General features: G+C 60.7%; 27 protein-coding genes, 6 tRNA genes and 1 pseudogene. 14 read left to right on the top strand and 20 right to left on the bottom strand.

The features are described from left to right. Nucleotides 1–12 precede the first annotated feature (12 nt). The 4 genes and pseudogenes from GEV38_RS03690 to GEV38_RS03675 all read left to right on the top strand — a co-directional run. Nucleotides 13–429: a hypothetical protein gene (locus GEV38_RS03690; RefSeq protein WP_099593705.1), complete on the top strand. Its 417-nt coding sequence runs from the start codon at nucleotides 13–15 to the stop codon at nucleotides 427–429. Further along, nucleotides 429–791 (top strand): mercuric resistance transcriptional repressor MerD, encoded by a 363-nt coding sequence (gene merD / locus GEV38_RS03685; RefSeq protein ID WP_099593707.1) that lies wholly within the window; start codon nucleotides 429–431, stop codon nucleotides 789–791. The genes GEV38_RS03690 and merD overlap by 1 nt, the downstream gene beginning before the upstream one ends. Then, nucleotides 784–1,020: a broad-spectrum mercury transporter MerE gene (gene merE, locus GEV38_RS03680; protein ID WP_099593710.1), complete on the top strand. Its 237-nt coding sequence runs from the start codon at nucleotides 784–786 to the stop codon at nucleotides 1,018–1,020. Before merD ends, merE begins: the two co-directional genes overlap by 8 nt. Before the next feature lie 115 nt (nucleotides 1,021–1,135). Continuing rightward, nucleotides 1,136–1,393, top strand: a pseudogene (locus GEV38_RS03675) (DUF3330 domain-containing protein); the annotation flags it as partial. A gap of 134 nt (nucleotides 1,394–1,527) precedes the next feature. On the opposite strand, the gene GEV38_RS03670 reads toward GEV38_RS03675, so the two are convergent. From GEV38_RS03670 to GEV38_RS03630, 9 genes are all read right to left on the bottom strand, one after another. Beyond that, nucleotides 1,528–3,075 (bottom strand): IS66 family transposase, encoded by a 1,548-nt coding sequence (locus GEV38_RS03670; RefSeq protein WP_250169573.1) that lies wholly within the window; start codon nucleotides 3,073–3,075, stop codon nucleotides 1,528–1,530. Nucleotides 3,076–3,124: 49 nt separating this feature from the next. After that, nucleotides 3,125–3,460 carry an IS66 family insertion sequence element accessory protein TnpB gene (gene tnpB / locus GEV38_RS27540; protein WP_009405710.1) on the bottom strand — a complete coding sequence of 112 codons (336 nt, stop codon included), beginning with the start codon at nucleotides 3,458–3,460 and terminating at the stop codon, nucleotides 3,125–3,127. Further along, the gene (locus tag GEV38_RS03660; RefSeq protein WP_009405708.1) at nucleotides 3,457–3,774 is read right to left on the bottom strand and encodes a transposase; all 318 of its coding nucleotides are present in this window, start codon (nucleotides 3,772–3,774) and stop codon (nucleotides 3,457–3,459) included. The genes tnpB and GEV38_RS03660 overlap by 4 nt, the downstream gene beginning before the upstream one ends. 935 nt (nucleotides 3,775–4,709) lie before the next feature. After that, nucleotides 4,710–5,621 carry a plasmid replication initiator TrfA gene (trfA, locus tag GEV38_RS03655; protein WP_099593717.1) on the bottom strand — a complete coding sequence of 304 codons (912 nt, stop codon included), beginning with the start codon at nucleotides 5,619–5,621 and terminating at the stop codon, nucleotides 4,710–4,712. Nucleotides 5,622–5,623: 2 nt separating this feature from the next. Continuing rightward, nucleotides 5,624–5,827: an AlpA family transcriptional regulator gene (locus tag GEV38_RS03650; RefSeq protein ID WP_099593719.1), complete on the bottom strand. Its 204-nt coding sequence runs from the start codon at nucleotides 5,825–5,827 to the stop codon at nucleotides 5,624–5,626. A 115-nt stretch (nucleotides 5,828–5,942) separates the two neighbouring features. Further along, on the bottom strand, nucleotides 5,943–6,692 hold the full coding sequence (locus GEV38_RS03645) for a hypothetical protein (protein WP_157765891.1): 750 nt from the start codon (nucleotides 6,690–6,692) through the stop codon (nucleotides 5,943–5,945). A gap of 29 nt (nucleotides 6,693–6,721) precedes the next feature. Continuing rightward, complete coding sequence (locus GEV38_RS03640; RefSeq protein ID WP_099593723.1) at nucleotides 6,722–7,906, bottom strand: tyrosine-type recombinase/integrase; 1,185 nt, start codon at nucleotides 7,904–7,906, stop codon at nucleotides 6,722–6,724. Nucleotides 7,907–8,071: 165 nt separating this feature from the next. Continuing rightward, nucleotides 8,072–8,147, bottom strand: a tRNA-Thr gene (locus GEV38_RS03635). Nucleotides 8,148–8,218: 71 nt separating this feature from the next. Next, on the bottom strand, nucleotides 8,219–8,629 hold the full coding sequence (locus GEV38_RS03630) for a pilin (RefSeq protein ID WP_054572238.1): 411 nt from the start codon (nucleotides 8,627–8,629) through the stop codon (nucleotides 8,219–8,221). A 215-nt stretch (nucleotides 8,630–8,844) separates the two neighbouring features. Here GEV38_RS03630 and GEV38_RS03625 point away from each other — a divergent pair, with 215 nt between their 5' ends. From GEV38_RS03625 to yacG, 4 genes are read left to right on the top strand one after another with little or no spacing between them, the layout of a single operon-like run. Next, nucleotides 8,845–10,053 (top strand): type II secretion system F family protein, encoded by a 1,209-nt coding sequence (locus tag GEV38_RS03625; RefSeq protein WP_054572237.1) that lies wholly within the window; start codon nucleotides 8,845–8,847, stop codon nucleotides 10,051–10,053. A 2-nt stretch (nucleotides 10,054–10,055) separates the two neighbouring features. After that, on the top strand, nucleotides 10,056–10,922 hold the full coding sequence (locus GEV38_RS03620) for an A24 family peptidase (RefSeq protein ID WP_054572236.1): 867 nt from the start codon (nucleotides 10,056–10,058) through the stop codon (nucleotides 10,920–10,922). Continuing rightward, complete coding sequence (gene coaE / locus GEV38_RS03615) at nucleotides 10,922–11,545, top strand: dephospho-CoA kinase (protein WP_013970769.1); 624 nt, start codon at nucleotides 10,922–10,924, stop codon at nucleotides 11,543–11,545. Before GEV38_RS03620 ends, coaE begins: the two co-directional genes overlap by 1 nt. Beyond that, nucleotides 11,542–11,742 (top strand): DNA gyrase inhibitor YacG, encoded by a 201-nt coding sequence (gene yacG, locus GEV38_RS03610; RefSeq protein ID WP_003260624.1) that lies wholly within the window; start codon nucleotides 11,542–11,544, stop codon nucleotides 11,740–11,742. The genes coaE and yacG overlap by 4 nt, the downstream gene beginning before the upstream one ends. A gap of 368 nt (nucleotides 11,743–12,110) precedes the next feature. Here the strand turns inward: yacG and GEV38_RS03605 are convergent, their stop codons facing one another. Beyond that, nucleotides 12,111–12,818 carry an energy-coupling factor ABC transporter permease gene (locus GEV38_RS03605; protein ID WP_043935298.1) on the bottom strand — a complete coding sequence of 236 codons (708 nt, stop codon included), beginning with the start codon at nucleotides 12,816–12,818 and terminating at the stop codon, nucleotides 12,111–12,113. Nucleotides 12,819–12,904: 86 nt separating this feature from the next. Here GEV38_RS03605 and GEV38_RS03600 point away from each other — a divergent pair, with 86 nt between their 5' ends. The 4 genes from GEV38_RS03600 to GEV38_RS03585 all read left to right on the top strand — a co-directional run bounded on the left by GEV38_RS03600 (nucleotide 12,905) and on the right by GEV38_RS03585 (nucleotide 15,708). Then, nucleotides 12,905–13,336, top strand: a complete 432-nt coding sequence (locus GEV38_RS03600; protein ID WP_054573229.1) for a hypothetical protein — start codon at nucleotides 12,905–12,907, stop codon at nucleotides 13,334–13,336. Between the two features lie 55 nt (nucleotides 13,337–13,391). Continuing rightward, complete coding sequence (locus GEV38_RS03595; RefSeq protein ID WP_013970766.1) at nucleotides 13,392–14,021, top strand: DUF1780 domain-containing protein; 630 nt, start codon at nucleotides 13,392–13,394, stop codon at nucleotides 14,019–14,021. A 133-nt stretch (nucleotides 14,022–14,154) separates the two neighbouring features. Next, on the top strand, nucleotides 14,155–14,328 hold the full coding sequence (locus tag GEV38_RS03590) for a DUF3094 family protein (protein ID WP_013970765.1): 174 nt from the start codon (nucleotides 14,155–14,157) through the stop codon (nucleotides 14,326–14,328). 84 nt (nucleotides 14,329–14,412) lie between these two features. Continuing rightward, entirely contained in the window at nucleotides 14,413–15,708 is a 1,296-nt protein-coding gene (locus tag GEV38_RS03585; RefSeq protein WP_003260618.1) for an NAD(P)/FAD-dependent oxidoreductase, read from the top strand. Nucleotides 15,709–15,883: 175 nt separating this feature from the next. Here the strand turns inward: GEV38_RS03585 and GEV38_RS03580 are convergent. The 8 genes from GEV38_RS03580 to rluD all read right to left on the bottom strand — a co-directional run bounded on the left by GEV38_RS03580 (nucleotide 15,884) and on the right by rluD (nucleotide 21,265). Then, nucleotides 15,884–15,959, bottom strand: a tRNA-Lys gene (locus GEV38_RS03580). 5 nt (nucleotides 15,960–15,964) lie between these two features. Continuing rightward, nucleotides 15,965–16,041, bottom strand: a tRNA-Pro gene (locus GEV38_RS03575). Nucleotides 16,042–16,088: 47 nt separating this feature from the next. After that, a tRNA-Lys gene (locus GEV38_RS03570) sits at nucleotides 16,089–16,164 on the bottom strand. Nucleotides 16,165–16,170: 6 nt separating this feature from the next. Continuing rightward, nucleotides 16,171–16,247, bottom strand: a tRNA-Pro gene (locus GEV38_RS03565). Nucleotides 16,248–16,251: 4 nt separating this feature from the next. After that, nucleotides 16,252–16,327: transfer RNA gene (locus tag GEV38_RS03560), tRNA-Asn, on the bottom strand. 432 nt (nucleotides 16,328–16,759) lie between these two features. Then, entirely contained in the window at nucleotides 16,760–19,324 is a 2,565-nt protein-coding gene (gene clpB / locus GEV38_RS03555; protein ID WP_015268858.1) for an ATP-dependent chaperone ClpB, read from the bottom strand. Between the two features lie 241 nt (nucleotides 19,325–19,565). After that, nucleotides 19,566–20,306 (bottom strand): peptidoglycan editing factor PgeF, encoded by a 741-nt coding sequence (gene pgeF, locus GEV38_RS03550; RefSeq protein WP_054573228.1) that lies wholly within the window; start codon nucleotides 20,304–20,306, stop codon nucleotides 19,566–19,568. Further along, nucleotides 20,303–21,265 carry a 23S rRNA pseudouridine(1911/1915/1917) synthase RluD gene (gene rluD / locus GEV38_RS03545; RefSeq protein ID WP_015268856.1) on the bottom strand — a complete coding sequence of 321 codons (963 nt, stop codon included), beginning with the start codon at nucleotides 21,263–21,265 and terminating at the stop codon, nucleotides 20,303–20,305. The genes pgeF and rluD overlap by 4 nt, the downstream gene beginning before the upstream one ends. 147 nt (nucleotides 21,266–21,412) lie before the next feature. Here rluD and GEV38_RS03540 point away from each other — a divergent pair, with 147 nt between their 5' ends. Together GEV38_RS03540 and GEV38_RS03535 are read left to right on the top strand one after the other, a co-directional pair. Beyond that, nucleotides 21,413–22,432 (top strand): outer membrane protein assembly factor BamD, encoded by a 1,020-nt coding sequence (locus GEV38_RS03540; protein WP_015268855.1) that lies wholly within the window; start codon nucleotides 21,413–21,415, stop codon nucleotides 22,430–22,432. Nucleotides 22,433–22,526: 94 nt separating this feature from the next. Then, nucleotides 22,527–22,757, top strand: coding sequence for a PP0621 family protein (locus tag GEV38_RS03535; protein WP_054573227.1), 231 nt, complete (start codon nucleotides 22,527–22,529; stop codon nucleotides 22,755–22,757). A gap of 87 nt (nucleotides 22,758–22,844) precedes the next feature. Here GEV38_RS03535 and thiO read toward each other — a convergent pair whose 3' ends face one another. After that, entirely contained in the window at nucleotides 22,845–23,942 is a 1,098-nt protein-coding gene (gene thiO, locus GEV38_RS03530; protein ID WP_015268853.1) for a glycine oxidase ThiO, read from the bottom strand. Nucleotides 23,943–23,996: 54 nt separating this feature from the next. Next, complete coding sequence (locus GEV38_RS03525) at nucleotides 23,997–24,386, bottom strand: type IV pilin protein (RefSeq protein ID WP_013970758.1); 390 nt, start codon at nucleotides 24,384–24,386, stop codon at nucleotides 23,997–23,999. Nucleotide 24,387 lies beyond the last annotated feature (1 nt).

Below are 24,387 nucleotides of genomic sequence, written 5' to 3'. Positions count from 1 at the left end.
CGAGGTTGAAGCATGAGCAACACGGCAGGCGATCTCGGTGGGTGCGACAGCCTACGCAAGACATGGCAGGTGATCGGCTTATGGGTGCTGCCTGCCGTCGCGGCGACGATAGCGATTGTTCTGGCGGATCGACGCCCCGCGTTGTTCCTGGCAGCGAGCGCCGCGCTGGCCGTGATGGGCGGCGCCTGCCTGGTCAACGCCGCGCGCTGTCGCCGACTTCACTGCTACATCACGGGGCCTTACTTCCTGTTGCTCGCGCTTGGTGCGCTGCTGGTTTATGTGTTTGACCAAAACGGCGAGCATCTCTCCAGACTGTGGCTGCTACTGGCACTGGGTACTACACCGTTGCTCCTCTGGCTACCTGAGCGCCTGGCCGGAAGGAAATATCTGAGTGCCCCAGTTTGCGGAGAAGGCCGGGAGTGTCGGTGATGAATGCCTACACGATATCCAGATTGGCCGAGGACGCGGGCGTCAGCGTGCATGTGGTGCGCGACTATGTGCTGCGTGGCTTGCTGCACCCCGCGCGGCGCACGGACAGCGGTTACGGCATTTTCGACGAGCAATCCCTGATGCGGCTGCGCTTCGTGCGTGCCGCCTTCGAGTCCGGTATCGGGCTCGACGAATTGGCGCGGCTCTGCCGGGCGCTCGATGCGGACGATGGCTCCGACGTGATCGGCTGTGTCGAGCGTTTGCTCCGGCAAATCGCGGCACGACAGGCGGCTTTAGCCGTAGTGGAAACGCAGTTGGCCGGGCTGACCCACTGCGCCGACGAAGGTCATGCCCATGCGTAACGCCGACCAAGCCGAATCGACCAAGGTCTCCCGCTCACGCGCTTATACCTGGGGCGTGCTCGCCGCGCTCACCTGCCCCTGTCATCTACCGGTGCTGGCATTGCTACTTTCGGGGACAGCGGCCGGGGCCTTCGTCAGCGAACATATGGGTGTCGCCGTGCTTGCGCTGGCCGTTCTCTTCTGCCTCTTCCTGCGAGCGGCACTGCGGACCTTTCGGGAGCGGCCGTGATCCGCTCAGACCACTGCGCGGTCTCCGCTGCCGAGTTGCGGCAGACTTGGGAGCGCCGGGAATTCTTCTGCACTACCGGCCGCAGGTCGATCTGCGCACAGGTTCGATCACGGGTGCGGAAGCGTTACTAGGTTTTCTTGGACGATGGAGGAACCCCATCATGAACGCAAACAACACCCCTACCATCAGCTGCTGCGAATGTTGCAAGGACATTCCCCTTGACGCCGCGCTTACGCCGGAAGGTTCCGAGTACGTCGTGCACTTCTGTGGCCTGGAGTGCTATCAACGCTTTATGTCTCGCGCGGATAAGAGGGCGGCATTCGAGCCTGATAGCCCCTACACACAAAAGGTCAGTACCCGTCACGACGACTAATTCGCTTTGCCTCTGGAAAGTGGCTCTGGTTAATTGCAGAAAGCGTGAGCCCACGATGATGGAATGCAAGCCGACGCAGCTGAATGCAAGCTCACTCGCAGTTAATGTGAGCCCGGCTGCTCCGTCAGTTGCAGTTAATCTGAGCCGGGAATCGCATTGATTGCGAGCGCGGCCGATTTCAAACGCGAGCCGTTACAACTAGCTTTCTGCGTCGGCAATCGCGTCAGTACATCCTTGAGATATGCGTACGGATCATGCCCGTTCATGCGTGCCGACTGGATCAAACTCATGATCGCTGCCGCTCGTTTGCCACTGCGCAGAGACCCGGCGAACAACCAATTGGAGCGCCCAAGCGCCCATGGTCTGATCGTGTTCTCCACCGGGTTGTTGTCGATGGGTACGGCACCATCATCCAGGTAGCGCATCAGCGCTACCCAGCGTTTCAAGCTGTAATCCAGAGCCTTGGCCGTGGCCGACCCCTCGGGCACGAGGTCGCGCTGAGCCAGCATCCATTCATGTAACTTCTGTGCAATGGGCGCCGCTATTTCTTGGCGTAATCGCCACCGTTCTTCATCGCACATGTCTTTGGCCTGCCGTTCGACTTCGTACAGCCCGCCGATTGAGTGCAGCGCTTGTTCGGCCAACTGGCTTTTGTTCGCTGCATGCAGGTCGAAGAACTTACGGCGGGCATGCGCCATGCAGCCGATTTCGGTGATATCCAGGTCGAAGCTGGCCTTGTAACCCGCGAAGTCATCACAGACCAGCTTGCCGTTCCAGGTGCCCAGGAAGTTGCGCGCATGTTCGCCGGCGCGGCTGGGGCTGAAGTCGTAGACCACCGCCTTGAGGGCCGAGTAAGGCGTCGTGCAATAAGCCCAGACATAAGCTCGATGCGTTTTCTTCTCTCCGGGAGCCAGCATCTGCACCGGAGTTTCATCGGCATGCACGACTCGCTGAGCCAGCACCGCTTCGCGCAGTGCATCCACCAGCGGTTGTAGCTGTACGCCAGTTTGGCCCACCCATTGAGCCAGCGTTGAACGCGGGATCGCCAGGCCTGCACGGCCAAAGATCTTTTCTTGCCGGTACAGCGGCAGATGGTCAGCGAATTTGGCTACCATCACATGCGCCAGTAGGCCTGCGGTCGGGATGCCCTTGTCGATCACCTGGGCCGGCACCGGTGCTTGGATCAGTGTTTCGCACTGGCGGCAGGCCCACTTTCCACGTACATGCTGCTCAACGGTAAACACGCCAGGTGTGTAATCCAGCTTCTCGCTAACGTCTTCGCCGATGCGCTGAAGCTGGCACCCGCAGACACACTGGGTGTTCTCTGGCTCGTGACGAATGACGGTACGTGGGAACTGCGGCGGTAGCGGCGCGCGCTTGGGCTTTTGGCGGGGTTCGTCCGACGTTGGGGCGGGACGAAGCGCGTTCAGTTCTGCCTCGATAGCCTCAAGGTCGGTGTTGAGCAAGTCATCCAGCAAGCTGCCTTGCGCTGGGCTGATCTGCTCGCTGCGCTTGGCGAACTTGTGGCGCTTGAGGATGGCAATCTCGTGAGAGAGCTGCTCGATGATCGTCTCGTCACGATGGATTTTTCGCGCCATGGTGTCGACCTTCGACAGCAACTGCGCAGCGAGTGCGCGCAGTTGTTCGGGTGTCATTTGGGCGAGATTGGGCGAGGAAGTCATGCCGTGGATTTTACCAAAGCGATCCACCTGCCACAGCTGAAAAGCAAGGCTAAATCACTGTGATTGCGCCGTTAGCGCCAACTCGCTGCCATGGCAAACCGAGCACCAGCGCTTGAAGTTGTTCAGCGTCGAGCCCAACTTCCAAGCCGCGATGAGTGCCAGGCCAGTGAAACTTGCCTTGGTTCAAACGCCTCGCGGCAAGCCAGATGCCCACGCCATCGTGCACCAGCACCTTCATCCGGTTGGCCCGGCGGTTGGCGAACAGATAAGCGCAGTGCGGCTTCGCCGCACCGAACACAGCGACCACGCGGGCCAACGCAGTTTCGGTGCCGGCGCGCATGTCCATGGGCTCGGTGGCTAGCCAGATGGCGTCGATGCGCATCATTGCGAGAGGCTGCGGATAAAACGTGCGCAGCCGTCCGGGTCGGAGATGGGCCATTTTACCGTGATGGATTTGTCGCCCAGCGACAGTGCGATGACCACGGCTTCATCAGCTTGCCGTTTAGGAATCGGTTGCAGCGGTACAAACGCGGGAAGTGGCGCGACGGGTTTATCACGGTAAATCGGCAGCCACTTGCGAATCACGTTGGCATTGATGCCGTGGCTGATGGCGACGCTGGAAACTGAGGCACCGGGTTTCAGGCATTCCTGCACGACCTGGGCCTTAAAGGGTTTGGGATAGGAGCTTCGTTGGCGCATGGAAATCCTAGCGATAAGGGTGATCGCGTCCGCTTAAAATAGGCGGACACCATCGCCCTTGTTTCCGGATTTCTGAAGGTGTGTTCTCTGGCCGCTTACTTAGCTGCAACTGCAACGCATCATCGACATGAGGTAGCTAGCCTCATGCAGATTCTCGGTATCGCTGACCAAGAACGAGACGCCGCGATCAAGGCCGCCTCTGACGATCAGAGACAGGTCAAGTTGATGCACGACCGCATCGCTTACCTAAACGTGCTCATGGAGACATGGGCTACTGGCGACGATGCGACGGCAGCAGTCGTGAAACAAGCCCTCCAGAGGGATCGTAATCTCTTCTCATAGTCAGTTATTAGCACCCAACTGCAAGCAGCGATTAGATTTGATTAGTAAGAGATTAGCAGCCTCCCGTGCTACGGCCGACACCCTATTCCTACTGGGCTGGAGCGCGATTTTTCAAATCGTCCAAGGGGTGCTGGAACGGTAATGATGGGGGTATCAGAACGGCATTCTAAGGGTGCTAGAACGGTATTCAGGGGTGCTAGAACGGCATCGGTAGGAGTGCTGGAACGGTATCGACAGGGGTGCGGGAACGGCATCGGTAGGAGTGCTGGAACGGTATCGACAGGGGTGCTGGAACGGTATCGACAGGGGTGCGGGAACGGCATCGGTAGGAGTGCTGGAACGGTATCGACAGGGGTGCGGGAACGGCATCGGTAGGAGTGCTGGAACGGTATCGACAGGGGTGCTGGAACGGTATCGATAGGGGTCTGGAACGGTATCGATAGGGGTGCTGGAACGGTATCGACAGGGGGGCTGGAACGGCATCGGTAGGAGTACTGGAGCGGTATCGACAGGGGTGCTGGAACGGTATAAGTTGAAGGCTGGTACGTTACGAGCAGGAATGCTGAAACGGTACCAGCGGGACTGAGACGCTATCAACGCTTCTTATCTAAGTGCCGCTTTTGAGAGGCGCTAGGAGTCGTCTTAACTTGGATCAAATGAGCGTCAACAAGATAGCTAAACGGTCTACCAACATTTGCACTTGCTTGCTTTACTGCTTCAAGAGACTTCAGCAAGTCCTTTTTAAAATCAATCAAGGAGCTTGCTTGACTTCTGCACAGCCTATGCAAAGTTTCGATCTTAAGATCATATGGCCGTGCGTGACTGGAATAGAATCCATGTATCCACTTTGCAAGCGGCTTACCGCGCAGAGCATACCTTATTGACAAATCTACATCGGTGAATTGGTCTTCACGAAAAAACGCCCCGAGCTTCGGATTCAATCGTATGACATAAATTCGTTCACTTCGCTCATGATGATCACGATAAACCTCATGAATCAAGCTGCCTTCATATGCGTACCGACCAACCTTTACCTGCAAAGCCGTGGCTTTCAAGCGGCTGATGCTCAGGTCCAAGACACGACGATTTTTACCCGTGTCGGTTTTCCCCAAAACCTTCAAAAGGCGGTAGGCAGTAATTCTGCACTCCTCTCCCAACTCTTGCATTCGCGCCAAATGTAGAACTGCTGCCCAAACGTCCAAATCACCTTGATCAAGGAGAGCGCCTGTATAGAGGATACTGACACCACCTAGCGCGCTGACCTCCATTTGTTCAACATAAGGATGCGCCCCCTTCCTCATGGTTCCAAACAACGCCGATCTAAGAGCTACATTAGGTATACGCCTAACTGAGTCGGACCAGCTTGGTAGTGATTCACGCTTGGCTTCAACCTCGACCTCAACGTGCTTATCTTTCTCTTTTTCCTTACGCCTAGCAATAGAGCTCTTTCTAAGCTCCTCTATCTTGATATTGACGCGTGGTGGAAATGGCGGATTTGTAGCCATCGTCAACGAACAGCCGAACTGATTTTATCCGCTACCCAAGCTTGTACCTGCTCCGCCGGCCATGCCACAGAATTCGCTCCGAGAGAGATTCCGGGAGGAAAATCCCCAGCTCGAATCAAGCGGTAGATCTGAGACTTACTCAGCCCTACAAGGGCGCAGACTCCCGGCAGACGAAGCAACAAAGGTGATACAGACTGATTAGCCATCTATGGGACCTCCTGGGGCCGGTTTGGATGGCTATGAATTCAATGGCACCGCGATAGAGGAGTCATGGGGAACCCCAAACTCTCAGAGGGTTCCCCAAGATTTTCTACGGATAGCTCACACCTTTTTGCCGTTTTTAGGCCCAATCCCCATGTACTTCCGAAAAGTCTTATGACATGAGAGCATATCAACTTCCGCCTCCTGCGCAAGAAGTATCAAGTGAGAGCAAACATCAAATCCATCACGCGGCGGATTATTAAACAGATTGGCCAAGTTCTTAATCTTCTGAGCACGCTTTTCACCATGATAGTCCTTAGGTGGTTCACGATGAGCCTTGTCAACTGCCTTTATTACCTCAAGCAAACCCTTCATAACCTTAACGATGCTCCCTAACTCCTGCCGGCTAAACTCATCACCGCCCCCGACTTTATTTCCCTTCCCAGCCAATTTGTCACTTATCATAAAATCAGGAGACTCGAAACCTGCATTCAAAATCCACTCAGACAGGGCGGATTTTGAGAAATATACTACGCTAGCAGGGACACTTATTGACTGCTGGGCATCCTCACAATAACAATCCAAGTTATCTTTATCACTTTGTTGTGACGAGCAAAAAATATCGTAAAAGTACCTGCTCAACCCCTGAAAATAAATCACATGAGTTCTAGCTGAACGTTTATAGCCTCCAACAGACCCAACCCAGAAAATATCATTAACCGAGTCCGGACTAAATCGGTTCACACCGTACTCAATATATAATCTTTCAATCAATTCATACAATGCATATGCAGCTTCTTGAGGGCTAACCTTGTAGAATCGGGCGTACATCGGCGCCAGATCAGACAGGCGCATAGCGTCATCACTCACTGGGAACTCCATATTTATTCAATTGAAATCTAGGCAGCACCGCACGACAAAGCGTCTAAACGGTTGGCATACCACTGAAGCATTTCACGACGCCCTTCAAGGTATTGAGCGTGATTATAGGTACCGCGAATGCTGTTCTTATCCACATGCGCCAGCTGGGTCTCGACCCACTCACTACGATATCCCTGCTCATGCAGAGTGGTGGACATCGTGTGGCGGAATCCATGACCTGTCGCCTTACCGTCGTAACCAGAGCGTTTAAGCAACTGATTTATCGCAGCCTCGCTCATCGGCTTCGCGGGGTCATTACGACCAGGAAACGCAAGCGTATAACCACCTGTGATGCCTTCTAGTTCACGCAACGCAGTCACCGCTTGCGTCGACAAAGGGACTAGATGGGCTCGGCGCATTTTCATCCGCTGGGCTGGAATCGTCCAAAGTCCATTGTCGAGGTCAAACTCGGACCACGGCGCCCCTCTGAGCTCGGCAGTCCGTACACCCGTGAGAATTAGCAAACGGGTAGCAATTTTCACCACGTCATGCCCTGGGCACGCCTGGAAGCCTCGAATCAGATCTGGGATTTCCGCGATAGGAAGGAAGGGGTAGTGCCGGGAGGTAGGCGTTTGAAGTGCCCCTCCGATATCTGCAATGGGGTTGTACTCGACCCTGCCGGTGGCAATCGCAAAGCGGTACACCTCTTGGCAGCGCTGTCGAACCTTGCGTAGCTTTTCCAAAGCCCCACGCGACTCTATGCGGCGGAAGACCTGTAACCACTGCATAGGCTTGATCTCAGACAGAGGCAAGCTTCCAACCTGCGGAAAGATGTCCAGCTCAAAAGCCTCGATGACGTCAGTCGCATACCCTTCTGACCAGCGTGCAGACTTATGCTGATGCCACTCCAATGCGAGACTTTTGAAGGTATTGGCACGAGAAATTGCCGCCTGAGCCCGAGCGACCTTTCTCTCAAGGCCTGGATGCCGTCCCTGTGAAACCAGCTGGCGTGCATCAAACGCAAGCTGGCGAGCCTGCGCCAACGTAACGTTGTCGATAGTGCCCAAAGAAATGTGTGATTGCTTACCGTCCAGCCTGAAACGGAAGCGCCAAGACTTGCCGCCGGCGGCTCGAATCCAGAGGAATAAGCCACCTCCGTCAGCAAGGCCAAAGTCCTTTTCGCGGGGTGCGGCGTTCTTCACTTGCAGCACTGTCAAAGGCATGCGAGTACCTATAGATTATTGAACAGCACAAAGGTACTCGCAGGGGTACTCAGATAGCAAGCGCTGGGATGGGATCGGATGGCACCGCATGAAACAGAAAGCCCGCACTAGGCGGGCTTCTGAGGGGTTTCATGCGACTGCTTGGCACTGCATGAATCTATTGACTGGTGCCGGAGACAGGAATCGAACCTGCGACCTTCGCGTTACGAGTGCGCTGCTCTACCGACTGAGCTACACCGGCGTGTAGCGCAACGTACCACTGCTCGCACCCGTTACGCAAACCCCTGTTTCCCCTAGTTTATTGCCCCACCCTCAAGGCGCCTTGCACCCCTTCGGCGCCAGGTCTTCCTCGATGTTGGTCGTACACGCCCATCCGGTAGCAGAACGCGACAGGGTCAATGCCTTGCCCAGCGCATTGGCCGGCGCATCCACCAGCGTGCAAACGATGCTCCCGGTGCCATCCGCCGCCTTGCCGCTAGCCGTGATCGCACAGTGCGCCGTCGCCGGCTGGCCACCCAACGCGGCCACATCCGGCACATCCTTCCCGTCGTTCAACCGCAGGTCCATCGCGGTCTTCAGCGCGCTGATCTCCAGCAACCCGGCCGCGGCCTTGGAGCGTGACTGGTGGTTGGTGTACATCGGTAAGGCGATGGTCGCCAGAATGCCGATGATCGCGACGACGATCATCAGTTCGATCAGGGTGATACCGCGTTGCCCTTTCATGAACGTTTTCCTTTTTGATACGCGTACTCGTTGAGGTCAGGCTCGACCCCGGCTGGCAGCGGCGCAGTAGGCCTGAACAGACACCTTTTGTCACCCCTGCCCGCTTGGGCGTCGTCTTCGCTGAACTACTCTAGTGAGCATCACGGACGCGCGCCCTTGCATGGGCGCGGCAAGCTGTTTCCAGGCTTGTCGCACGGGCAGAAAAAGGACCTTGCATGACCCAATCCACACTCCTCTACACCTGGCACGGCACCGACGCCAACGCCGCGCCGGTCAGCGGGCAAACGCCCGGGCGCAGCCCGGCTTATGTGCGTGCCGGGCTTATCCGCCAGGGCATCAAGGTGGCCAGTTTGCGGCCTGCCGGTGGGCTGACGTTCAGTTTGCCGAATCGGCGGGCAAAGGCCGACCCGGCGGGGTTCAGCCGGCAGTTGGCGACCTTGCTCAAGGCCGGGGTGCCGCTGCTGCAGGCGTTCGAGGTGATGGGGCGCAGTGGCTGTGATGCAGCGCAGGCCGCATTGCTGGATAGATTGAAACAGGATGTGGCCTCGGGCTTGGGGCTGGCGGATGCGTTGCAGCGCCACCCGGGCTGGTTCGATGCACTGTACTGCAACCTGGTGCGGGTGGGTGAGCAGTCCGGCACGCTTGACCGGCAGCTGGAACAGTTGGCGGGCATGCTGGAGCAGCGTCGGGTGCTGCACAAGAAGGTGCGCAAGGCGATGATCTACCCGTTGCTGCTGTTGCTGACGGGGCTGGGGGTGTCGGCCATCTTGTTGCTGGAGGTGATTCCGAAATTCGAGGGCATGTTCTCTGGCATGGGCGTGGCGTTGCCGGCATTTACCCAATGGGTGATCGACTTGTCCACAGGGCTGAGCCGGTTTGCGCCGTTGTTGTTGGTGGTGGCCGTGGTGCTGGGTTTTGCCATGCGCCAGCTCTACCGGCAGCACGCGCCAGCACGCCTGTGGATATCTCGCCGGGTGCTGGGCTTGCCGGTGTTCGGCACGCTGCTGGGGCAGGCGGCTCTGGCGCGCTTTGCGCGCAGCCTGGCAACGTCCTACGCCGCCGGGGTGCCGTTGCTGGATGCACTGGGCACGGTGGCCAGGGTCAGTGGCGGCGACCTGCATGAGCAGGCGGTGTTGCGGCTGCGCCAGGGCATGGCCAATGGGCAGGGGCTGCACCAGGCGATGGCCGCTGAGCCGCTGTTTCCGCCGCTGCTGGTGCAACTGACGGCCATCGGGGAATCCAGCGGCACGCTGGACCAGATGCTGGAAAAAGCCGCCAGCCATTACGAGGAACAGGTCAGCCAGGCGCTGGACCAGTTGACCAGCCTGCTGGAGCCGGCCATCGTGCTGGTCCTGGGCCTGCTGGTGGGCGGCCTGGTGGTGGCGATGTACCTGCCGATCTTCCAGTTGGGTAGCTTGATCTGAACATGACTTTATGGACTTTGCTGGCTGAGCAGCCGGCGTACTTTCTCACCCTGGCCACGGTGCTCGGCCTGCTGGTGGGCAGTTTTCTCAACGTGCTGGTGTATCGCCTGCCGATCATGCTGGAGCGGCAATGGCAGCGTGAGGCGCAGGAAATGCTGGAATTGCCGATCACGCCGCACGAGCGTTTCGACCTGTGGCTACCCGCCTCGCGCTGCCCGCATTGTGCGCATCGGATTCGCGCATGGGAGAACATTCCGGTCATCAGCTACCTGGCCTTGCGCGGGCGTTGTTCAGCCTGCAAAACCCGCATCAGCCCGCGCTACCCGTTGGTGGAGGTGGCCAGCGCGCTGCTGTCGCTAGTGGTGGCCTGGCGCTTTGGTGTTTCGCCCGAGGCCTTGCTGGCGCTGCCGCTGACCTGGTGCCTGCTGGCCCTGAGCCTGATCGATGCCGAGCACCAGTTGCTGCCGGATGCGCTGGTGCTGCCGATGCTGTGGCTGGGGCTGATCGTCAATGCCTTCGGCCTCTACATTCCGCTGACCAGCGCACTGTGGGGTGCGGTGGCCGGGTACCTCAGCCTGTGGTCGGTGTACTGGGTATTCAAGCTGGTTACCGGCAAGGAGGGCATGGGCTATGGCGACTTCAAGCTGATGGCGCTGATCGGGGCCTGGGGTGGCTGGCAGGTGTTGCCGTTGACCCTGCTGTTGTCGTCGGTGGTCGGGGCGCTGGCTGGGCTGTGCCTGTTGCGCTTGCGCCGCCATGCCATGGGCACCGCGATCCCGTTTGGCCCCTATCTGGCGATTGCGGGGTGGATTGCCGTGCTCTGGGGTGATGAAATATACGCCTCATACACAAACCTGCTTGGATTCTGATGACCACTGCGGCCTTTACCCCCTGGATTCTCGGCCTTACCGGCGGCATTGGTAGCGGCAAGAGCGCCGCTGCCGAGCGTTTCGTCGAGCTTGGCGTGCACCTGGTCGATGCCGACCAGGCGGCGCGTTGGGTGGTCGAGCCTGGCCGCCCGGCCCTGGCCAGCATCGTCGAGCGCTTTGGCGCCGGCGTACTGCAGGCGGACGGCCAACTCGATCGTTCGGCACTGCGCCAGCTGATATTCGCCGACCCGGCGCAGCGCAAATGGCTGGAGCAATTGCTGCACCCGCTGATCGGGCAGGAGATTTTCAGCTACCTGGCCAAGGCGGAGTCGCCGTATGCGGTGTATGTGTCGCCGCTGCTGATCGAGTCGGGCCAGCACCAGAAGACCCAACGGGTGCTGGTGATCGATGCGCCGCAGGAGCTGCAGGTGGCGCGTACCCTGGCGCGTGACAACACCAGCGCCGAGCAGGTACAGGCCATTCTCAAGGCCCAGCTGGCCCGCGAGGAGCGCCTGCGCCATGCCGATGATGTGGTGGTCAATGACGGCGACCTCGCCGCGCTGCATCAGCAGATTGACCGCCTGCACCACTTTTACCTGACTTTACGAGGAGGCCAGCCATGAGCCAGCCATTGACCGTCGATTGCCCGACCTGTGGCGCACCTGTGGAATGGAACGAGAAAAGCCCGTTCCGGCCATTCTGTTCGGACCGTTGCAAGCTGATCGACCTGGGGGCCTGGGCGGCGGAGGAGCACAAGATTCCGGGGGCGGAAGAGTCCGAGGATGAGCTGTACTCGGGGGATTTGGAGCCGCGGCATTGATCCGATAGCCAAGTGGCTGTGCGGGCCGTTTCGCGGGCATGCCCGCTCCCACAGGCAACCCCACAAGCTTCAAGACTGGCGCGGTACCTGTAGGAGCGGCCTTGTGTCGCGATGGGCCGCAAAGCGGCCCTCGATTTCAGCGTTAACCCAAAGTTCGCCGGGGCTGCTCCGCAGCCCTCCCACAGGCAACCCCACAAGCTTCAAGACTGACGCGGTACCTGTAGGAGCGGCCTTGTGTCGCGATGGGCCGCAAAGCGGCCCTCGATTTCAGCGTTAACCCAAAGTTCGCCGGGGCTGCTCCGCAGCCCTTTCGCGACACAAGGCCGCTCCTACAAGCAAGGACCGCACCGCTGCGGTGGCCTGGTTAGTTATCGATCATCCTCCTTCCACGGCGCCTGCAGATACCGCGTGCGGTTGAAGGTTTCCAGCCACTCCGGGCAAAACACCACCAGCGCACTGATCACCGTGCCGTTGATGAACGCTTCGGGGAACATCATCAGCCACAGGTAGCCGACAAAATCGCTGAGCCACTCCGGCATGGCGAAGCGCCCGTCCAGCCACAACAACCCCAGCGCGGTCGACAGGCAGGCCAGCACGGTCAGTGCCGCCGGGAAGAACCCTGAACAGAAGATATACACAAACAGGTTCCGCGGCTGGGCGCGCTCGACCCCTATCGCGCACGCCTCGGCGATCAGCACCGGCAGGCCAACCAGCAACAAGCCATTCACCCCCAGCGCCGCCAGGTCCTGACGCCCCAGCACCAGCAAACCGAGCTGGGCCATGAACCCGCCAAGCACCGCCAGTGGCCAGTCCAGCAACAGGGTTACCGCCGTCATGCCTATGAAGTGGTACGACACACCGGTATCGAAATCGCGCCGCACCAACCACAAGGCAAACAGGCAGAACACCGTGCCAAACAGCAGATGCTGGCGGCGCCGGTCGGTGAACAGCTCAACCCAGCGCACCTGGCTGACCGCCCAGATCAGCAACGGCACATATCCCAGCCAGCCAAGCGTAAGGGTGGTGCCCGACAACACCTGCGCGCTGATCACCTGACGAATGCCCCTTGCAGCCATGTGGATAAATCCGAGTCTACACCCATTCTCCGTTTCATTCGGTTGCGCTAGGCTGGCACCCTCACTCAATGCAGGAAGCATTGCTCATGCCGGAAGGAATCAACCTCGCTCTGCTGCTGGCAGCAGCGCTCAACGCCATCATCGGAGTACTTCACCTGGTCATCATCGCCGTCGGGCCGCGCTGGTACCGTTTGTTCGGGGCCGGCGAGCGCATGGCCGTGGCCGCCGAAAACGGCCGCTGCTACCCAGGGCTGATCACCGCTGCCATCGCCTGCGTGCTGCTGGCCTGGTCGGGGTATGCGCTGTCAGCTGCCGGGGCCATCGGGCGGTTGCCCTTGCTGCTGCCGGCCATCTGCCTGATCACCTTGGTGTACCTGGCGCGCGGCCTGCTGGGGCCGATATTGCTGGCGGGTACCGGGCGCTCGCGGCGTTTCATCGTGGTCAGTTCGCTGATCTGCCTGGGGTTTGGCCTGGTGCACCTGCTTGGGGTGGTGCAGCAATGGCCAATACTGGGCTGATTTCTGCGCACAAACAGCATCTTATCGTCATCGATTAGCAGCTAAGCTTGTCTGCATGGATGACTCAGACTACCTGCGCCTGCTTACCATCCAGGCGGAACAAGCCAACGCCTTTCTCTCCAACGCCCGCAAGTGGGAGCGGGAGCGTTGGGTGTGCCAACGCCTGTTGCAGGGGCTGAACATCCCCTATCGCAGCGAGGACTTCACCCCGGCCGGGCAAGAACCGCCAGACGTGCTGTTCCGCGACGCGGCCTTCGAGGTATTTTTCGTGCTCGACGAGGGCCGCCGGCTCAACGATGAATGGCGCGAAGAACTGCAGCGCCGGCGCAGTGCGTTTTCCCTGGCGCAACTGGTGCGCCGCGAAGCGCGCCCGCGGCGCATCAGTGCCACCGAGCTGCTGGGGCGGCTGGCGCCGACCTTGCGCAAGAAGGCGCACAACTACCGGGAACGCGGGCTGGAACTGAACGAGCTGGATATCATTGCCTTCGCCAGCCTCAAGCGCGAAGTGCTCGACCTCAACACCCATTTCCCGCCGCCCACCGAATATCTGCGCCAGGGCTGGCGCTCGCTATCACTGGTCGGGCCGACATTTGCCCGGGTGCTGTTCGCCCACCCCGATGCGCCGGACTTCCTGCGCGGCAACCTGGGCCGCAGCATTGTGTTCGACGTGGGCATCAGTCTTTGATCCACTGCAGCGAGTGTTTGCGATGGCGTACACTCGGCGCCAGAGATAGAAAGCCTTATCATTTGTTTCAAGCGCTTGCGTGAACGCTGTAGCGTTTACGCAGTCCCAAACGTCTACCTGACGAGGCCCCACCATGACCAGCCGCCTGAATCCGGAAGATCAGCGTCGTGTCGATGAGTATCTGCGAGCCCCCCAGCACCAAGTCGAGCGCAGGCCCTTCCGGCCGTGGCTGCTCCTTGTGCTGGTGGTGGCCGTGACCATCGGGTTGGGTCTCATCAGCCGCCTGCTCAGTGGACTGGTGCTATGAGCTGCTTCGCGCTCGCCCTCCCCTCGTGCAGTTTGCGGCCGGCCCCCGGGGCCACGAATTCCGTAAACCTTATGAGATATCCCCATGACTCATCGCATCGTGATTGTCGGCGGCGGCGCCGGCGGCCTGGAACTGGCGACCCGCCTGGGTAAAAGCCTGGGCAAGCGCAAGCAGGCCGAGATTACCCTGGTCGACGCCAACCTCACGCACATCTGGAAGCCTCTGCTGCACGAAGTGGCCGCCGGCTCGCTGAACTCCTCGGAAGACGAACTGAACTACGTGGCCCAGGCCAAGTGGAACCACTTCAACTTCCAGCTGGGGCGCATGAGCGGCCTGGACCGTGAAGGCAAACAGATTCAACTGGCCGCCACCCTCGACGAAGAGGGCCGCGAGCTGCTGCCTGCGCGCACCCTGGGCTACGACACCCTGGTCATTGCCGTGGGTTCCAACACCAACGACTTCGGCACCTTGGGCGCGGCGCAGCACTGCCTGTTCCTCGACACCCGCAAGCAGGCCGAGCGTTTCCACCAGCAGTTGCTCAACCACTATCTGCGTGCCCATGCCGGTGACGTGGCGAGCGAGAAGATCAGCGTGGCCATCGTCGGCGCCGGTGCCACCGGTGTGGAACTGGCAGCCGAGCTGCATCACGCGGCCCACGAACTGGCGGCCTATGGCCTGGACCGCATCCAGCCCAAGGACATGCACATCACCATTATCGAGGCCGGCCCGCGCGTATTGCCGGCGCTGCCAGAGCGCATCAGCGTGCCGGTGCACAAGACTCTGGAAAAGCTCGGGGTGAAGGTGATGACCAACGCTGCGGTCAGTGAAGTGACCGAGGATGGCCTGAAAACCAAAGACGGTGAAGTGATCCAGGCCAGTTTGAAAGTGTGGGCGGCTGGTATCCGTGCGCCGGCGTTCCTCAAGGACATCGATGGCCTGGAAACCAACCGCATCAACCAGCTGGTGGTGCGCCCTACCCTGCAAACCACGCGCGATGACAACATCTTTGCCTTCGGTGACTGCGCCGCCTGCCCGCAACCGGGTAGCGACCGCAACGTGCCGCCACGTGCCCAGGCGGCTCACCAGCAGGCCTCAATGCTGGCGCAGAGTTTGAAGGCGCGGCTGGAGAACAAGGCATTGCCGACCTATGAGTACAAGGACTACGGTTCGCTGGTGTCGCTGTCGCGCTTCTCGGCGGTGGGCAACCTGATGGGTAACCTGATGGGCAGCGTGAAGCTGGAGGGCTGGCTGGCGCGGATGTTCTACGTGTCGCTGTACCGGATGCACCAGATGGCGTTGTACGGGTTCTTCCGTACGGCGTTGATGATGCTGGGTAGCAAGATTGGCCGGGGTACCGAGCCTAGGTTGAAGTTGCACTGACACTGAAGATTGCTGGGGGCGCTTTGCGCCCCTTTCGCGACACAAGGCCGCTCCTACAAACGACCGCGCAATATCTGCTTGCTGTAGGAGCGGCCTTGTGTCGCGATGGCCTGCAACGCAGGCCCAAAATTCTGGCAAAAAAAAGGGCATCTCATGCGAGATGCCCTTTTTTTCATGGTGGGTCGTGTAGGATTCGAACCTACGACCAATTGGTTAAAAGCCAACTGCTCTACCAACTGAGCTAACGACCCGGAAATGGTCGGGGTGAGGGGATTCGAACTCCTGACATCCTGCTCCCAAAGCAGGCGCGCTACCGGACTGCGCTACACCCCGTGATACTTAAAGAAAAAGGGCATCTCGCTTGAGATGCCCTTTTTACATGGTGGGTCGTGTAGGATTCGAACCTACGACCAATTGGTTAAAAGCCAACTGCTCTACCAACTGAGCTAACGACCCGGAAAATGGTCGGGGTGAGGGGATTCGAACTCCTGACATCCTGCTCCCAAAGCAGGCGCGCTACCGGACTGCGCTACACCCCGAGATTGGCTCCGCGACCTGGACTCGAACCAGGGACCCAATGATTAACAGTCATTTGCTCTACCGACTGAGCTATCGCGGAACTGAACTTCGGCACATCTTTACAGCTTCGAAGCTTGTGTTAGCTTCGGTCTCTTTGGCTATCCGCTTTCGCGTTGCAGCTGCTGAGGCCGGCTATTCTACATTCTTCGTTTTGCTTGTCAACCACTTTTTTTCATTCAACTTACTGATTTGTAAGTTGTTTTGCGGTCACCGATGTTGCTGGTGATTCGCTTAGTGCCTGACAACGCGGCGTATATTAGGGGCACCCGATTTTAGATGCAAGCAAAAATTTCAAAAATTTCAGCTAGTTATCCAGGAAGCCGGAAAGGCCCGGATTTGCTGGGGCTGTGAGGGCCCCTTCGCGGGCATGCCCGCTCCCACAGGTACGGCACCGGTCCTCGGAATGTGTGTGAGGCCTGGGAGATACAGACAAAAAAAAGCCCCGCAGATGCGGGGCTCATGGTGAAACAGATCAGCCGAAGACGATTTCGTCGCCTTCCACCTTGGCGGTAATCGCAGTCCCCGGCATGAACTTGCCTGCCAGGATCAACTGCGCCAACGGGTTTTCGATCCAGCGCTGGATCGCCCGCTTCAGTGGCCGTGCGCCGTATACCGGGTCGTAACCCACGGCAATCAGCTTGTCCAATGCCTCCGGGCTCAGGCTCAGCGACAGTTCGCGCTCCAGCAGACGGCTGCGCAGGCGGCCCAGCTGGATTTCGGTAATGCCGGCAATCTGCTCGCGGCCCAGTGGCTCGAACACCACCACTTCGTCGATACGGTTGATGAATTCCGGACGGAAGTGCGAACCCACCGCATCCATCACCGCCGCACGCTGTGCCTCGCGGTCACCCACCAGTTCCTGGATCTGCGCCGAGCCCAGGTTGGAGGTCATCACGATCACGGTGTTGCGGAAGTCCACGGTGCGCCCGTGGCTGTCGGTCAGGCGGCCGTCTTCCAGCACCTGCAGCAGCACGTTGAACACATCCGGGTGGGCCTTCTCCACCTCGTCCAGCAGCACCACCGAGTATGGCTTGCGCCGTACTGCCTCGGTCAGGTAACCGCCCTCTTCATACCCCACATAGCCTGGTGGGGCACCGATCAGGCGAGCCACGGAATGCTTCTCCATGAACTCGGACATGTCGATGCGCACCATTGCCTCTTCGGTGTCGAACAGGAACTCGGCCAGCGCCTTGCACAGCTCGGTCTTGCCCACCCCGGTCGGGCCGAGGAACAGGAACGAACCACTCGGCCGGTTCGGGTCGGACAGCCCGGCACGCGAACGGCGCACCGCGTTGGCCACGGCGGTTACCGCCTCGTTCTGGCCGATCACACGCTGGTGCAGCAGCTCTTCCATCTTCAGCAGCTTTTCACGCTCGCCTTCGAGCATCTTGGCCACCGGGATACCGGTCCACTTCGAGACCACTTCGGCAATTTCTTCCTCGGTCACCTTGTTACGCAGCAACTGGTTTTCGGTCTTGCCGTGCTGGTCGACCATCTGCAGGCTACGCTCCAAGTCCGGGATCACCCCGTACTGCAGCTCGGCCATGCGGCTGAGGTCGCCTTTACGACGGGCAGTTTCCAACTCCTGGCGGGCCTGCTCGATCTTTTGCTGGATCTGCGCCGAGCCCTGCACCTCAGCCTTCTCGGAGGCCCAGATTTCTTCCAGGTCGGCGTATTCACGCTCCAACCGGTCGATTTCCTCGGTCAGCTTCTCCAGGCGCTTTTTCGCCGCTTCGTCTTCTTCCTTCTTCAGCGCCTGCGACTCCACCTTCAGCTGGATCAGGCGACGGTCGAGGCGGTCGAGCACTTCCGGCTTGGAGTCGATCTCCATGCGGATGCGGCTGGCCGCTTCGTCGATCAGGTCAATGGCCTTGTCCGGCAGCTGACGGTCGGTGATGTAGCGGTGGCTGAGCTTGGCCGCAGCAATGATGGCGCCGTCGGTGATGGCCACCTTGTGGTGCACTTCATAGCGCTCTTTCAGGCCACGCAGGATGGCGATGGTGTCTTCCTCGCTCGGCTCCTCGACCAGCACCTTCTGGAAGCGGCGCTCCAGGGCAGCATCTTTTTCGATGAACTGGCGGTACTCGTTCAGCGTGGTGGCGCCAACGCAGTGCAGCTCGCCACGAGCCAGGGCCGGCTTGAGCATGTTGCCGGCGTCCATGGCGCCCTCGCCCTTGCCGGCGCCGACCATGGTGTGCAGTTCGTCGATGAACAGGATGATCTGGCCTTCCTGCTTGGACAGCTCGTTCAGCAGGCCTTTGAGGCGTTCTTCGAACTCGCCGCGGTACTTGGCACCGGCAATCAGCGCGCCCATGTCCAGCGCCAGCAGGCGCTTGCCCTTGAGGCCGTCCGGCACTTCACCATTGATGATGCGCTGGGCCAGGCCTTCGGCGATGGCGGTTTTACCTACGCCAGGCTCACCGATCAGCACCGGGTTGTTCTTGGTACGGCGTTGCAGCACCTGTACGGTACGGCGAATTTCGTCGTCACGGCCAATCACCGGGTCCAGCTTGCCCTCTTCGGCACGCTTGGTCAGGTCGACGGTGTACTTGTCCAGCGCCTGGCGCGATTCCTCGGCGTTGGCGTCATTGACCGCCGCACCGCCGCGCAGGTTGTTGATGGCGTTTTCCAGGGCCTTCTTGCTCACGCCCTGGCTCAACAACAGCTTGCCGAGCTTGCTGTTCTCGTCCATGGCAGCCAGCAGCACAAGTTCGCTGGAAATGAACTGGTCGCCCTTCTGCTGGGCCAGGCGGTCGGCCTGGTTGAGCAGGCGCGCCAGGTCCTGCGACATGTTCACGTCGCCGGTGGGGTTCTGGATTTTCGGCAGCTGGTCGAGTTCTTTCACCAGTGCCTGGCGCAGGCTGTTGATGTCGAAGCCTACCTGCATCAGCAGCGGCTTGATCGAACCGCCCTGCTGCTCGAGCAGTGCCTGCAACAGGTGCACCGGCTCGATGGCAGGGTGATCCATGCCAACCGCCAGGGATTGGGCATCGGATATCGCAAGCTGCAGCTTGCTGGTCAAACGGTCTATTCGCATGGGGGTACCTTCCTTTTAAAGGGCAGGTCGGAGCGATGGACAGCGCCTGTTTGTGAAGAAACCTGCCTGAGATGACCTTATAGATAAGGCTGATTCTGGAAGATTCAAGCGTAGCGGGGTTGACCAGGATCAACCTGTTGGATTAGTGCTGGGCCATTCGCAGGCATGCCCGCTCCTACAGGGAATCCGTAATGTTTGAAACCTGTGGGAGCGGGCGTGCCCGCGAAGAGGCCAGTGCAGGCTAGCGCGGTTCCAGCCACACCAGGGAAGCAAACCGCCCCCCCTGCGGAGTACGGCGATAGGAGAAGAACCGCTCGTCGCTGACCGTGCACAAGCCACCGCCATGAACAGCAGTCACCCCACGCGCCGCCAAACGAATACGCGCCAGCTCATAGATGTCGGCCATCAACTTGCCCGGCCGGGCACCATCGACAAAGGCCCGGGCCGCTTCCGGGTGCTCCGCCGTAAAGGCATCACGCACTTCCTGCCCCACTTCGAACGCCTGTGGGCCAATCGCCGGCCCCAGCCACACCAGCACCTCTTCGGGTGGCAGTGCCAGGCGATCCAAGGTGGCCTCCAGCACACCACCGGCCAGCCCGCGCCAGCCAGCATGCGCCGCCGCCACACGGGTACCGGCCCGGTCGCAGAACAGCGCTGGCAGGCAATCGGCAGTCATCACGGTGCAGGCAATGCCAGGCTGGTCGGTCCAGCTGGCGTCGGCCTCGGCCACCACGGCCGGGTCGGCATTTGCCACCATCAGCCCATGCACCTGCTTGAGCCAGGCCGGCTGGATGGCGAATTCGTCGCTCAGGCGACGACGGTTTTCGGCTACCGCGGCAGGGTCGTCCCCTACATGGTCGCCAAGGTTGAAGGTTTCATAGGGCGGCAGGCTGATGCCGCCCTGGCGAGTGGTGACACAGGCGCGCACCGAGGCCGGGGCCGGCCAGTCGGGGAACAGCAGCGACTGAGTCAGGCCACTCATCCGATAAAGCTCTCGCGGTCCTGGTTCAGCAGCGACAGCAACCAGACGAAGTCATCCGGCAACGGCGATTCCCATTCCATGCGCTCACCGGTGGTCGGGTGTACCAGCGCCAGGAAGCGTGCGTGCAGGGCCTGACGCGGGAAGGTCTTCACCGCCTCGACCATGGTCGGGCTGGCTGCCGGCGGAATGCGGAAGCGGCCGCCGTAGGTCTGGTCGCCGACCAGCGGGTAGCCGACATGAGCCATGTGCACGCGGATCTGGTGGGTACGGCCGGTTTCCAGCTTCACCCGCACATGGGTGTGCGAGCGGAAGCGCTTGAGCACACGGTAGTGGCTGATCGCAGGCTTGCCGCCGTCGGTGACTGCCATGCGCTGGCGCATGCCGCCGTGGCGGCCGATGGGCGCGTCGATCTTGCCACCGGCAGTCACCACACCAACCACGATGCATTCATAAATGCGGCTGACCGAGCGCTTTTGCAGCTGGTCGACCAGGTTGGTCTGCGCCTGCAGGGTCTTGGCCACCACCATCAGGCCGGTGGTGTCCTTGTCCAGGCGGTGCACGATGCCGGCGCGCGGCACGTTGATGATGTCGGGCACATGGTGCAGCAGCGCGTTCAGCAAGGTGCCGCTGGCATGCCCGGCAGCCGGGTGCACAACCAGGCCGGCAGGCTTGTTGATCACCAGGATCTGGTCGTCTTCATAGACGATGTCCAGCGCGATGTCCTCGGCCTCCCACTCGCCCTGGGCCTCTTGCTCGGCCTCCAGGGCCAGCACGGCGCCACCATGGACGGTGTCACGCGGGCGCAGGACCGCGCCATCGACCGTCAGGCGGCCTTCTTTGATCCAGGTAGTCAGCCGCGAGCGCGAATACTCGTCGAACAATTGGGCGGCGACCTGGTCGAGGCGTTGACCGCCCAGTTCGGACGGGACCTCTGCGCTAAGTTGAATGATCTCGGACATGCTCGATTCGGCGGGCGCACAGCCTTTGGTTTCGGCTGCGAGCTTGTGGTTAAATACGGCTTCTTTTGTCCCGGGGTTGGCCGGGGCGCTCATCATAACAGGACGGCACCGCCCAAGACAGCGGCCGTCAAAGGGACGCAAGCCGCCATGCAAGTGAAACACCTGCTGCTGATCGCCATCCTCGGGCTCACCGCGGCCTGTTCCTCCAATAAGGAAGTGATCGACGAGAACCTCAGCGAGGCCGAGCTGTATCAGCAGGCGCAAGCTGACCTGGACAACTCCAGCTACACCAGCGCCGTGAACAAGCTCAAGGCCCTGGAGTCGCGCTACCCGTTCGGCCGCTATGCCGACCAGGCGCAGCTCGAGCTGATCTACGCCAACTACAAGAACTCCGAGCCCGAGGCTGCCAAGTCGGCTGCCGAGCGCTTCATCCGCCTGCACCCGCAGCACCCGAACGTCGACTACGCCTACTACCTCAAGGGCCTGACCTCGTTCGACCAGGACCGTGGCCTGGTGGCGCGCTTCCTGCCGCTGGACATGACCAAGCGTGACCCGGGTGCTGCCCGCGACTCGTACAACGAGTTCGCCCAGCTGACCAGCCGCTTCCCCAACAGCCGCTACGCGCCCGACGCCAAGCAGCGCATGATCTACCTGCGCAACCTGCTGGCCTCGTACGAAATCCACGTGGCCGACTACTACCTGAGCCGCCAGGCCTATGTAGCCGCCGCCAACCGTGGCCGCTACGTGGTGGAGAACTTCCAGGAAACCCCATCGGTCGGCGACGGCCTGGCGGTGATGGTCGAGGCGTACCAGAAGATGCACCTGGACGAACTGGCCGCCACCAGCCTGGAAACCCTCAAACTCAACTACCCGGACCACCCGAGCCTGGTAGATGGCGAGTTCCAGCCAAAGCAGACCGAGTCTGACGGCCGCGGCTGGCTGTCCAAAGCGACCCTGGGCCTGATCGAGACCGACACCCCGCTGCCGCCGGGTGAAACCCGCGCGAACCAGGACGTGGTCAAGCAGTTCCAGGACGCACGTGACGAGATGCCGCGTGAGCTGCTGCCAACCGACGAGAACGGTGATCCGATCGTGCCGGAAGGGCCGAAGGAAGCCGAGAAGGACCGTTCCTGGTTCAGCTACATGACCTTTGGTCTGTTCGACTGATACGTAGCGGTACATGAAAGGGAGGCCCTGGGCCTCCCTTTTTTATTGGCCGCGTCCTAGACTGTCGGCTTCTTCAACCGACAAGCTGGACACCATGGTTCGCCTACTTTTCTGGATCGCCCTGATCGCCGCCGCGTTCTGGCTGTGGCGCAAGTTCAAAGCCAGCCAACAGTCGCACCCCGAGGCGAAGCTGGATGCGCCGCTGCAGATGGTGCGCTGCGCCCATTGCGGCGTGCACCTGCCCAATGACCGGGCGCTGCAGCAGGGCAACGAGTGGTATTGCAGCCAGGCACACCTGCAGCAAGGGCCGGGGCAATCCCGTTAGAAACTGGGGCTGCCTTGCAGCCCTTTCGCGACACAAGGCCGCTCCCACAGGGAATACGCAGCCCCTGTAGGAGCGGCCCCGGCAATCTCAGCTCAACCGCCCGGCTGGCGCATACGGCGCCGGGTCAATGATCGGCTCTGCCCCGGTCAACAGGTCGGTAAACAGCTGGCACGAAGCCGGCGCCAGCACCAGCCCGTTGCGGTAATGCCCGCAGTTCAACCACAACCCCGCATGCCCCGGCACCGGCCCGATATACGGAATACCTTCCGGCGACCCCGGCCGCAGCCCGGCCCAGTGCGCCACCACCGTGGCCCCCTCGAGCTCAGGCAGCAACTCCACCGCCGAGGCCTTCAGGCTCTCCAACGCCTCCTCGGTCGGGGTCTTGTCGTACCCGGCATGCTCCAGCGTGCTACCCACCAGAATATGCCCGTCACGCCGCGGGATCGCATAGCGCCCCTTGGCCAGCACCATGCTCGGCAGAAAGTCTTCGGCACATTTGAACAAAATCATCTGGCCCTTCACCGGCTCCACCGGCAGTTCCAGGCCGAGCGTACGCAGCAGGTCGCCACTCCACGCGCCAGCACTGAGCACCACCTCATCCGCCGCCAGCACGTCGTCTGCCGTCTGCACCCCGGTCACGCGACCGCCTTGCTGGACAAAACCGGTAACCTGGCAGTGCTCACGCAAGGTCACGTTGGGCAACGCCAGCAACGCCGCCTTGAGCGACTTCACCAGGCGCGGGTTGCGCACGTTGGCCACGCCGGCCATGTAGATGGCACGCTTGAAGCCCGGGCCCAGCACCGGCACCGCGTCATAGGCCGCCGAAATATCCACGGCACTCAGCGGCCGCTGCTCACGCTCGGCCCAGGCCAGCGCTTCGGCCTCGTCGTCCAGGTCGAGCCAGTACAGGCCGGTGGTGTGCACTTCGGGGTCGACGCCGGTGCTGGCGAACAAACGCTCGCCCAGCTGTGGATAAAAGTCTTGCGACCAGTGTGCCAAGGCGGTCACGGCCGGGCTGTAGCGCCACGGGTACAGCGGCGAGACGATGCCACCGCCGGCCCAGGACGATTCGCGGCCGACTTCACCCTGATCACACACCACCACCTGCCCGACCTTCGCCGCCAGGTTGAATGCCGTCAGCAGGCCGATCACCCCGCCACCGACCACCACTACTTGCTTGCTCATCTGTCGATCCAACACCTGAAGTAAATCCGCGATGCACCGGGCATCATTCAATCTTCAGCTTCCCCAGCAGTGCACGCTGTCTTCGACGGCACCCGGATTGCGCTGCACGCCGGCCTGGTCGAGCTGGAAATCGCCACAGCGGTCCTGCGCCATCAGCCCGCTCGGCAGCCGCCGGGCGCGCAGCGTGAAGGTGTCGCTGTCGCGCTGGGCCTGCAGGCTGTAATAGCGGGTACCGTCGGGCAAGGCAGGGTCGCCCTCGGCGTATTGGCCAGTGCGTACGCGGTGGCGCTCCAGGCGCAGGGCGGCGTCATGCAGCAGGCCAACCACTTCGCTGCGCGCGGCTCGCCGTAGCTGGTCGCTGTAACTGGGGTAGGCAATGGCTGCCAGAATGCCGGTCACGGCCAGCACAATCAACAACTCGATCAGGCTCAAGCCTTGCTGCATG

Source organism: Pseudomonas sp. 13159349 (assembly GCF_013305685.1).
GTDB lineage: Bacteria > Pseudomonadota > Gammaproteobacteria > Pseudomonadales > Pseudomonadaceae > Aquipseudomonas > Aquipseudomonas asiatica.
The sequence above is the reverse complement of the archived record's forward strand: the minus strand, read 5'-3'. Positions and strand labels throughout refer to the sequence as shown.

Excerpts from the sequence above, each read along its gene's own strand:
- tnpB (WP_009405710.1), bottom strand. The coding sequence starts at position 3,460 with ATGATGCGCATCGACGCCATCTGGCTAGCCACCGAGCCCATGGACATG.
- trfA (WP_099593717.1), bottom strand. The coding sequence starts at position 5,621 with ATGGCTACAAATCCGCCATTTCCACCACGCGTCAATATCAAGATAGAG.
- GEV38_RS03585 (WP_003260618.1), top strand. The coding sequence starts at position 14,413 with ATGACTCATCGCATCGTGATTGTCGGCGGCGGCGCCGGCGGCCTGGAA.
- GEV38_RS03690 (WP_099593705.1), top strand. The coding sequence starts at position 13 with ATGAGCAACACGGCAGGCGATCTCGGTGGGTGCGACAGCCTACGCAAG.
- coaE (WP_013970769.1), top strand. The coding sequence starts at position 10,922 with ATGACCACTGCGGCCTTTACCCCCTGGATTCTCGGCCTTACCGGCGGC.
- GEV38_RS03640 (WP_099593723.1), bottom strand. The coding sequence starts at position 7,906 with ATGCCTTTGACAGTGCTGCAAGTGAAGAACGCCGCACCCCGCGAAAAG.
- GEV38_RS03630 (WP_054572238.1), bottom strand. The coding sequence starts at position 8,629 with ATGAAAGGGCAACGCGGTATCACCCTGATCGAACTGATGATCGTCGTC.
- GEV38_RS03535 (WP_054573227.1), top strand. The coding sequence starts at position 22,527 with ATGGTTCGCCTACTTTTCTGGATCGCCCTGATCGCCGCCGCGTTCTGG.
- GEV38_RS03620 (WP_054572236.1), top strand. The coding sequence starts at position 10,056 with ATGACTTTATGGACTTTGCTGGCTGAGCAGCCGGCGTACTTTCTCACC.
- thiO (WP_015268853.1), bottom strand. The coding sequence starts at position 23,942 with ATGAGCAAGCAAGTAGTGGTGGTCGGTGGCGGGGTGATCGGCCTGCTG.
- GEV38_RS03525 (WP_013970758.1), bottom strand. The coding sequence starts at position 24,386 with ATGCAGCAAGGCTTGAGCCTGATCGAGTTGTTGATTGTGCTGGCCGTG.
- GEV38_RS03600 (WP_054573229.1), top strand. The coding sequence starts at position 12,905 with ATGCCGGAAGGAATCAACCTCGCTCTGCTGCTGGCAGCAGCGCTCAAC.
- GEV38_RS03590 (WP_013970765.1), top strand. The coding sequence starts at position 14,155 with ATGACCAGCCGCCTGAATCCGGAAGATCAGCGTCGTGTCGATGAGTAT.
- yacG (WP_003260624.1), top strand. The coding sequence starts at position 11,542 with ATGAGCCAGCCATTGACCGTCGATTGCCCGACCTGTGGCGCACCTGTG.
- GEV38_RS03660 (WP_009405708.1), bottom strand. The coding sequence starts at position 3,774 with ATGCGCCAACGAAGCTCCTATCCCAAACCCTTTAAGGCCCAGGTCGTG.
- GEV38_RS03605 (WP_043935298.1), bottom strand. The coding sequence starts at position 12,818 with ATGGCTGCAAGGGGCATTCGTCAGGTGATCAGCGCGCAGGTGTTGTCG.
- merE (WP_099593710.1), top strand. The coding sequence starts at position 784 with ATGCGTAACGCCGACCAAGCCGAATCGACCAAGGTCTCCCGCTCACGC.
- GEV38_RS03595 (WP_013970766.1), top strand. The coding sequence starts at position 13,392 with ATGGATGACTCAGACTACCTGCGCCTGCTTACCATCCAGGCGGAACAA.
- GEV38_RS03670 (WP_250169573.1), bottom strand. The coding sequence starts at position 3,075 with ATGACTTCCTCGCCCAATCTCGCCCAAATGACACCCGAACAACTGCGC.
- GEV38_RS03650 (WP_099593719.1), bottom strand. The coding sequence starts at position 5,827 with ATGGCTAATCAGTCTGTATCACCTTTGTTGCTTCGTCTGCCGGGAGTC.
- merD (WP_099593707.1), top strand. The coding sequence starts at position 429 with ATGAATGCCTACACGATATCCAGATTGGCCGAGGACGCGGGCGTCAGC.
- pgeF (WP_054573228.1), bottom strand. The coding sequence starts at position 20,306 with ATGAGTGGCCTGACTCAGTCGCTGCTGTTCCCCGACTGGCCGGCCCCG.
- rluD (WP_015268856.1), bottom strand. The coding sequence starts at position 21,265 with ATGTCCGAGATCATTCAACTTAGCGCAGAGGTCCCGTCCGAACTGGGC.
- GEV38_RS03540 (WP_015268855.1), top strand. The coding sequence starts at position 21,413 with ATGCAAGTGAAACACCTGCTGCTGATCGCCATCCTCGGGCTCACCGCG.
- clpB (WP_015268858.1), bottom strand. The coding sequence starts at position 19,324 with ATGCGAATAGACCGTTTGACCAGCAAGCTGCAGCTTGCGATATCCGAT.
- GEV38_RS03625 (WP_054572237.1), top strand. The coding sequence starts at position 8,845 with ATGACCCAATCCACACTCCTCTACACCTGGCACGGCACCGACGCCAAC.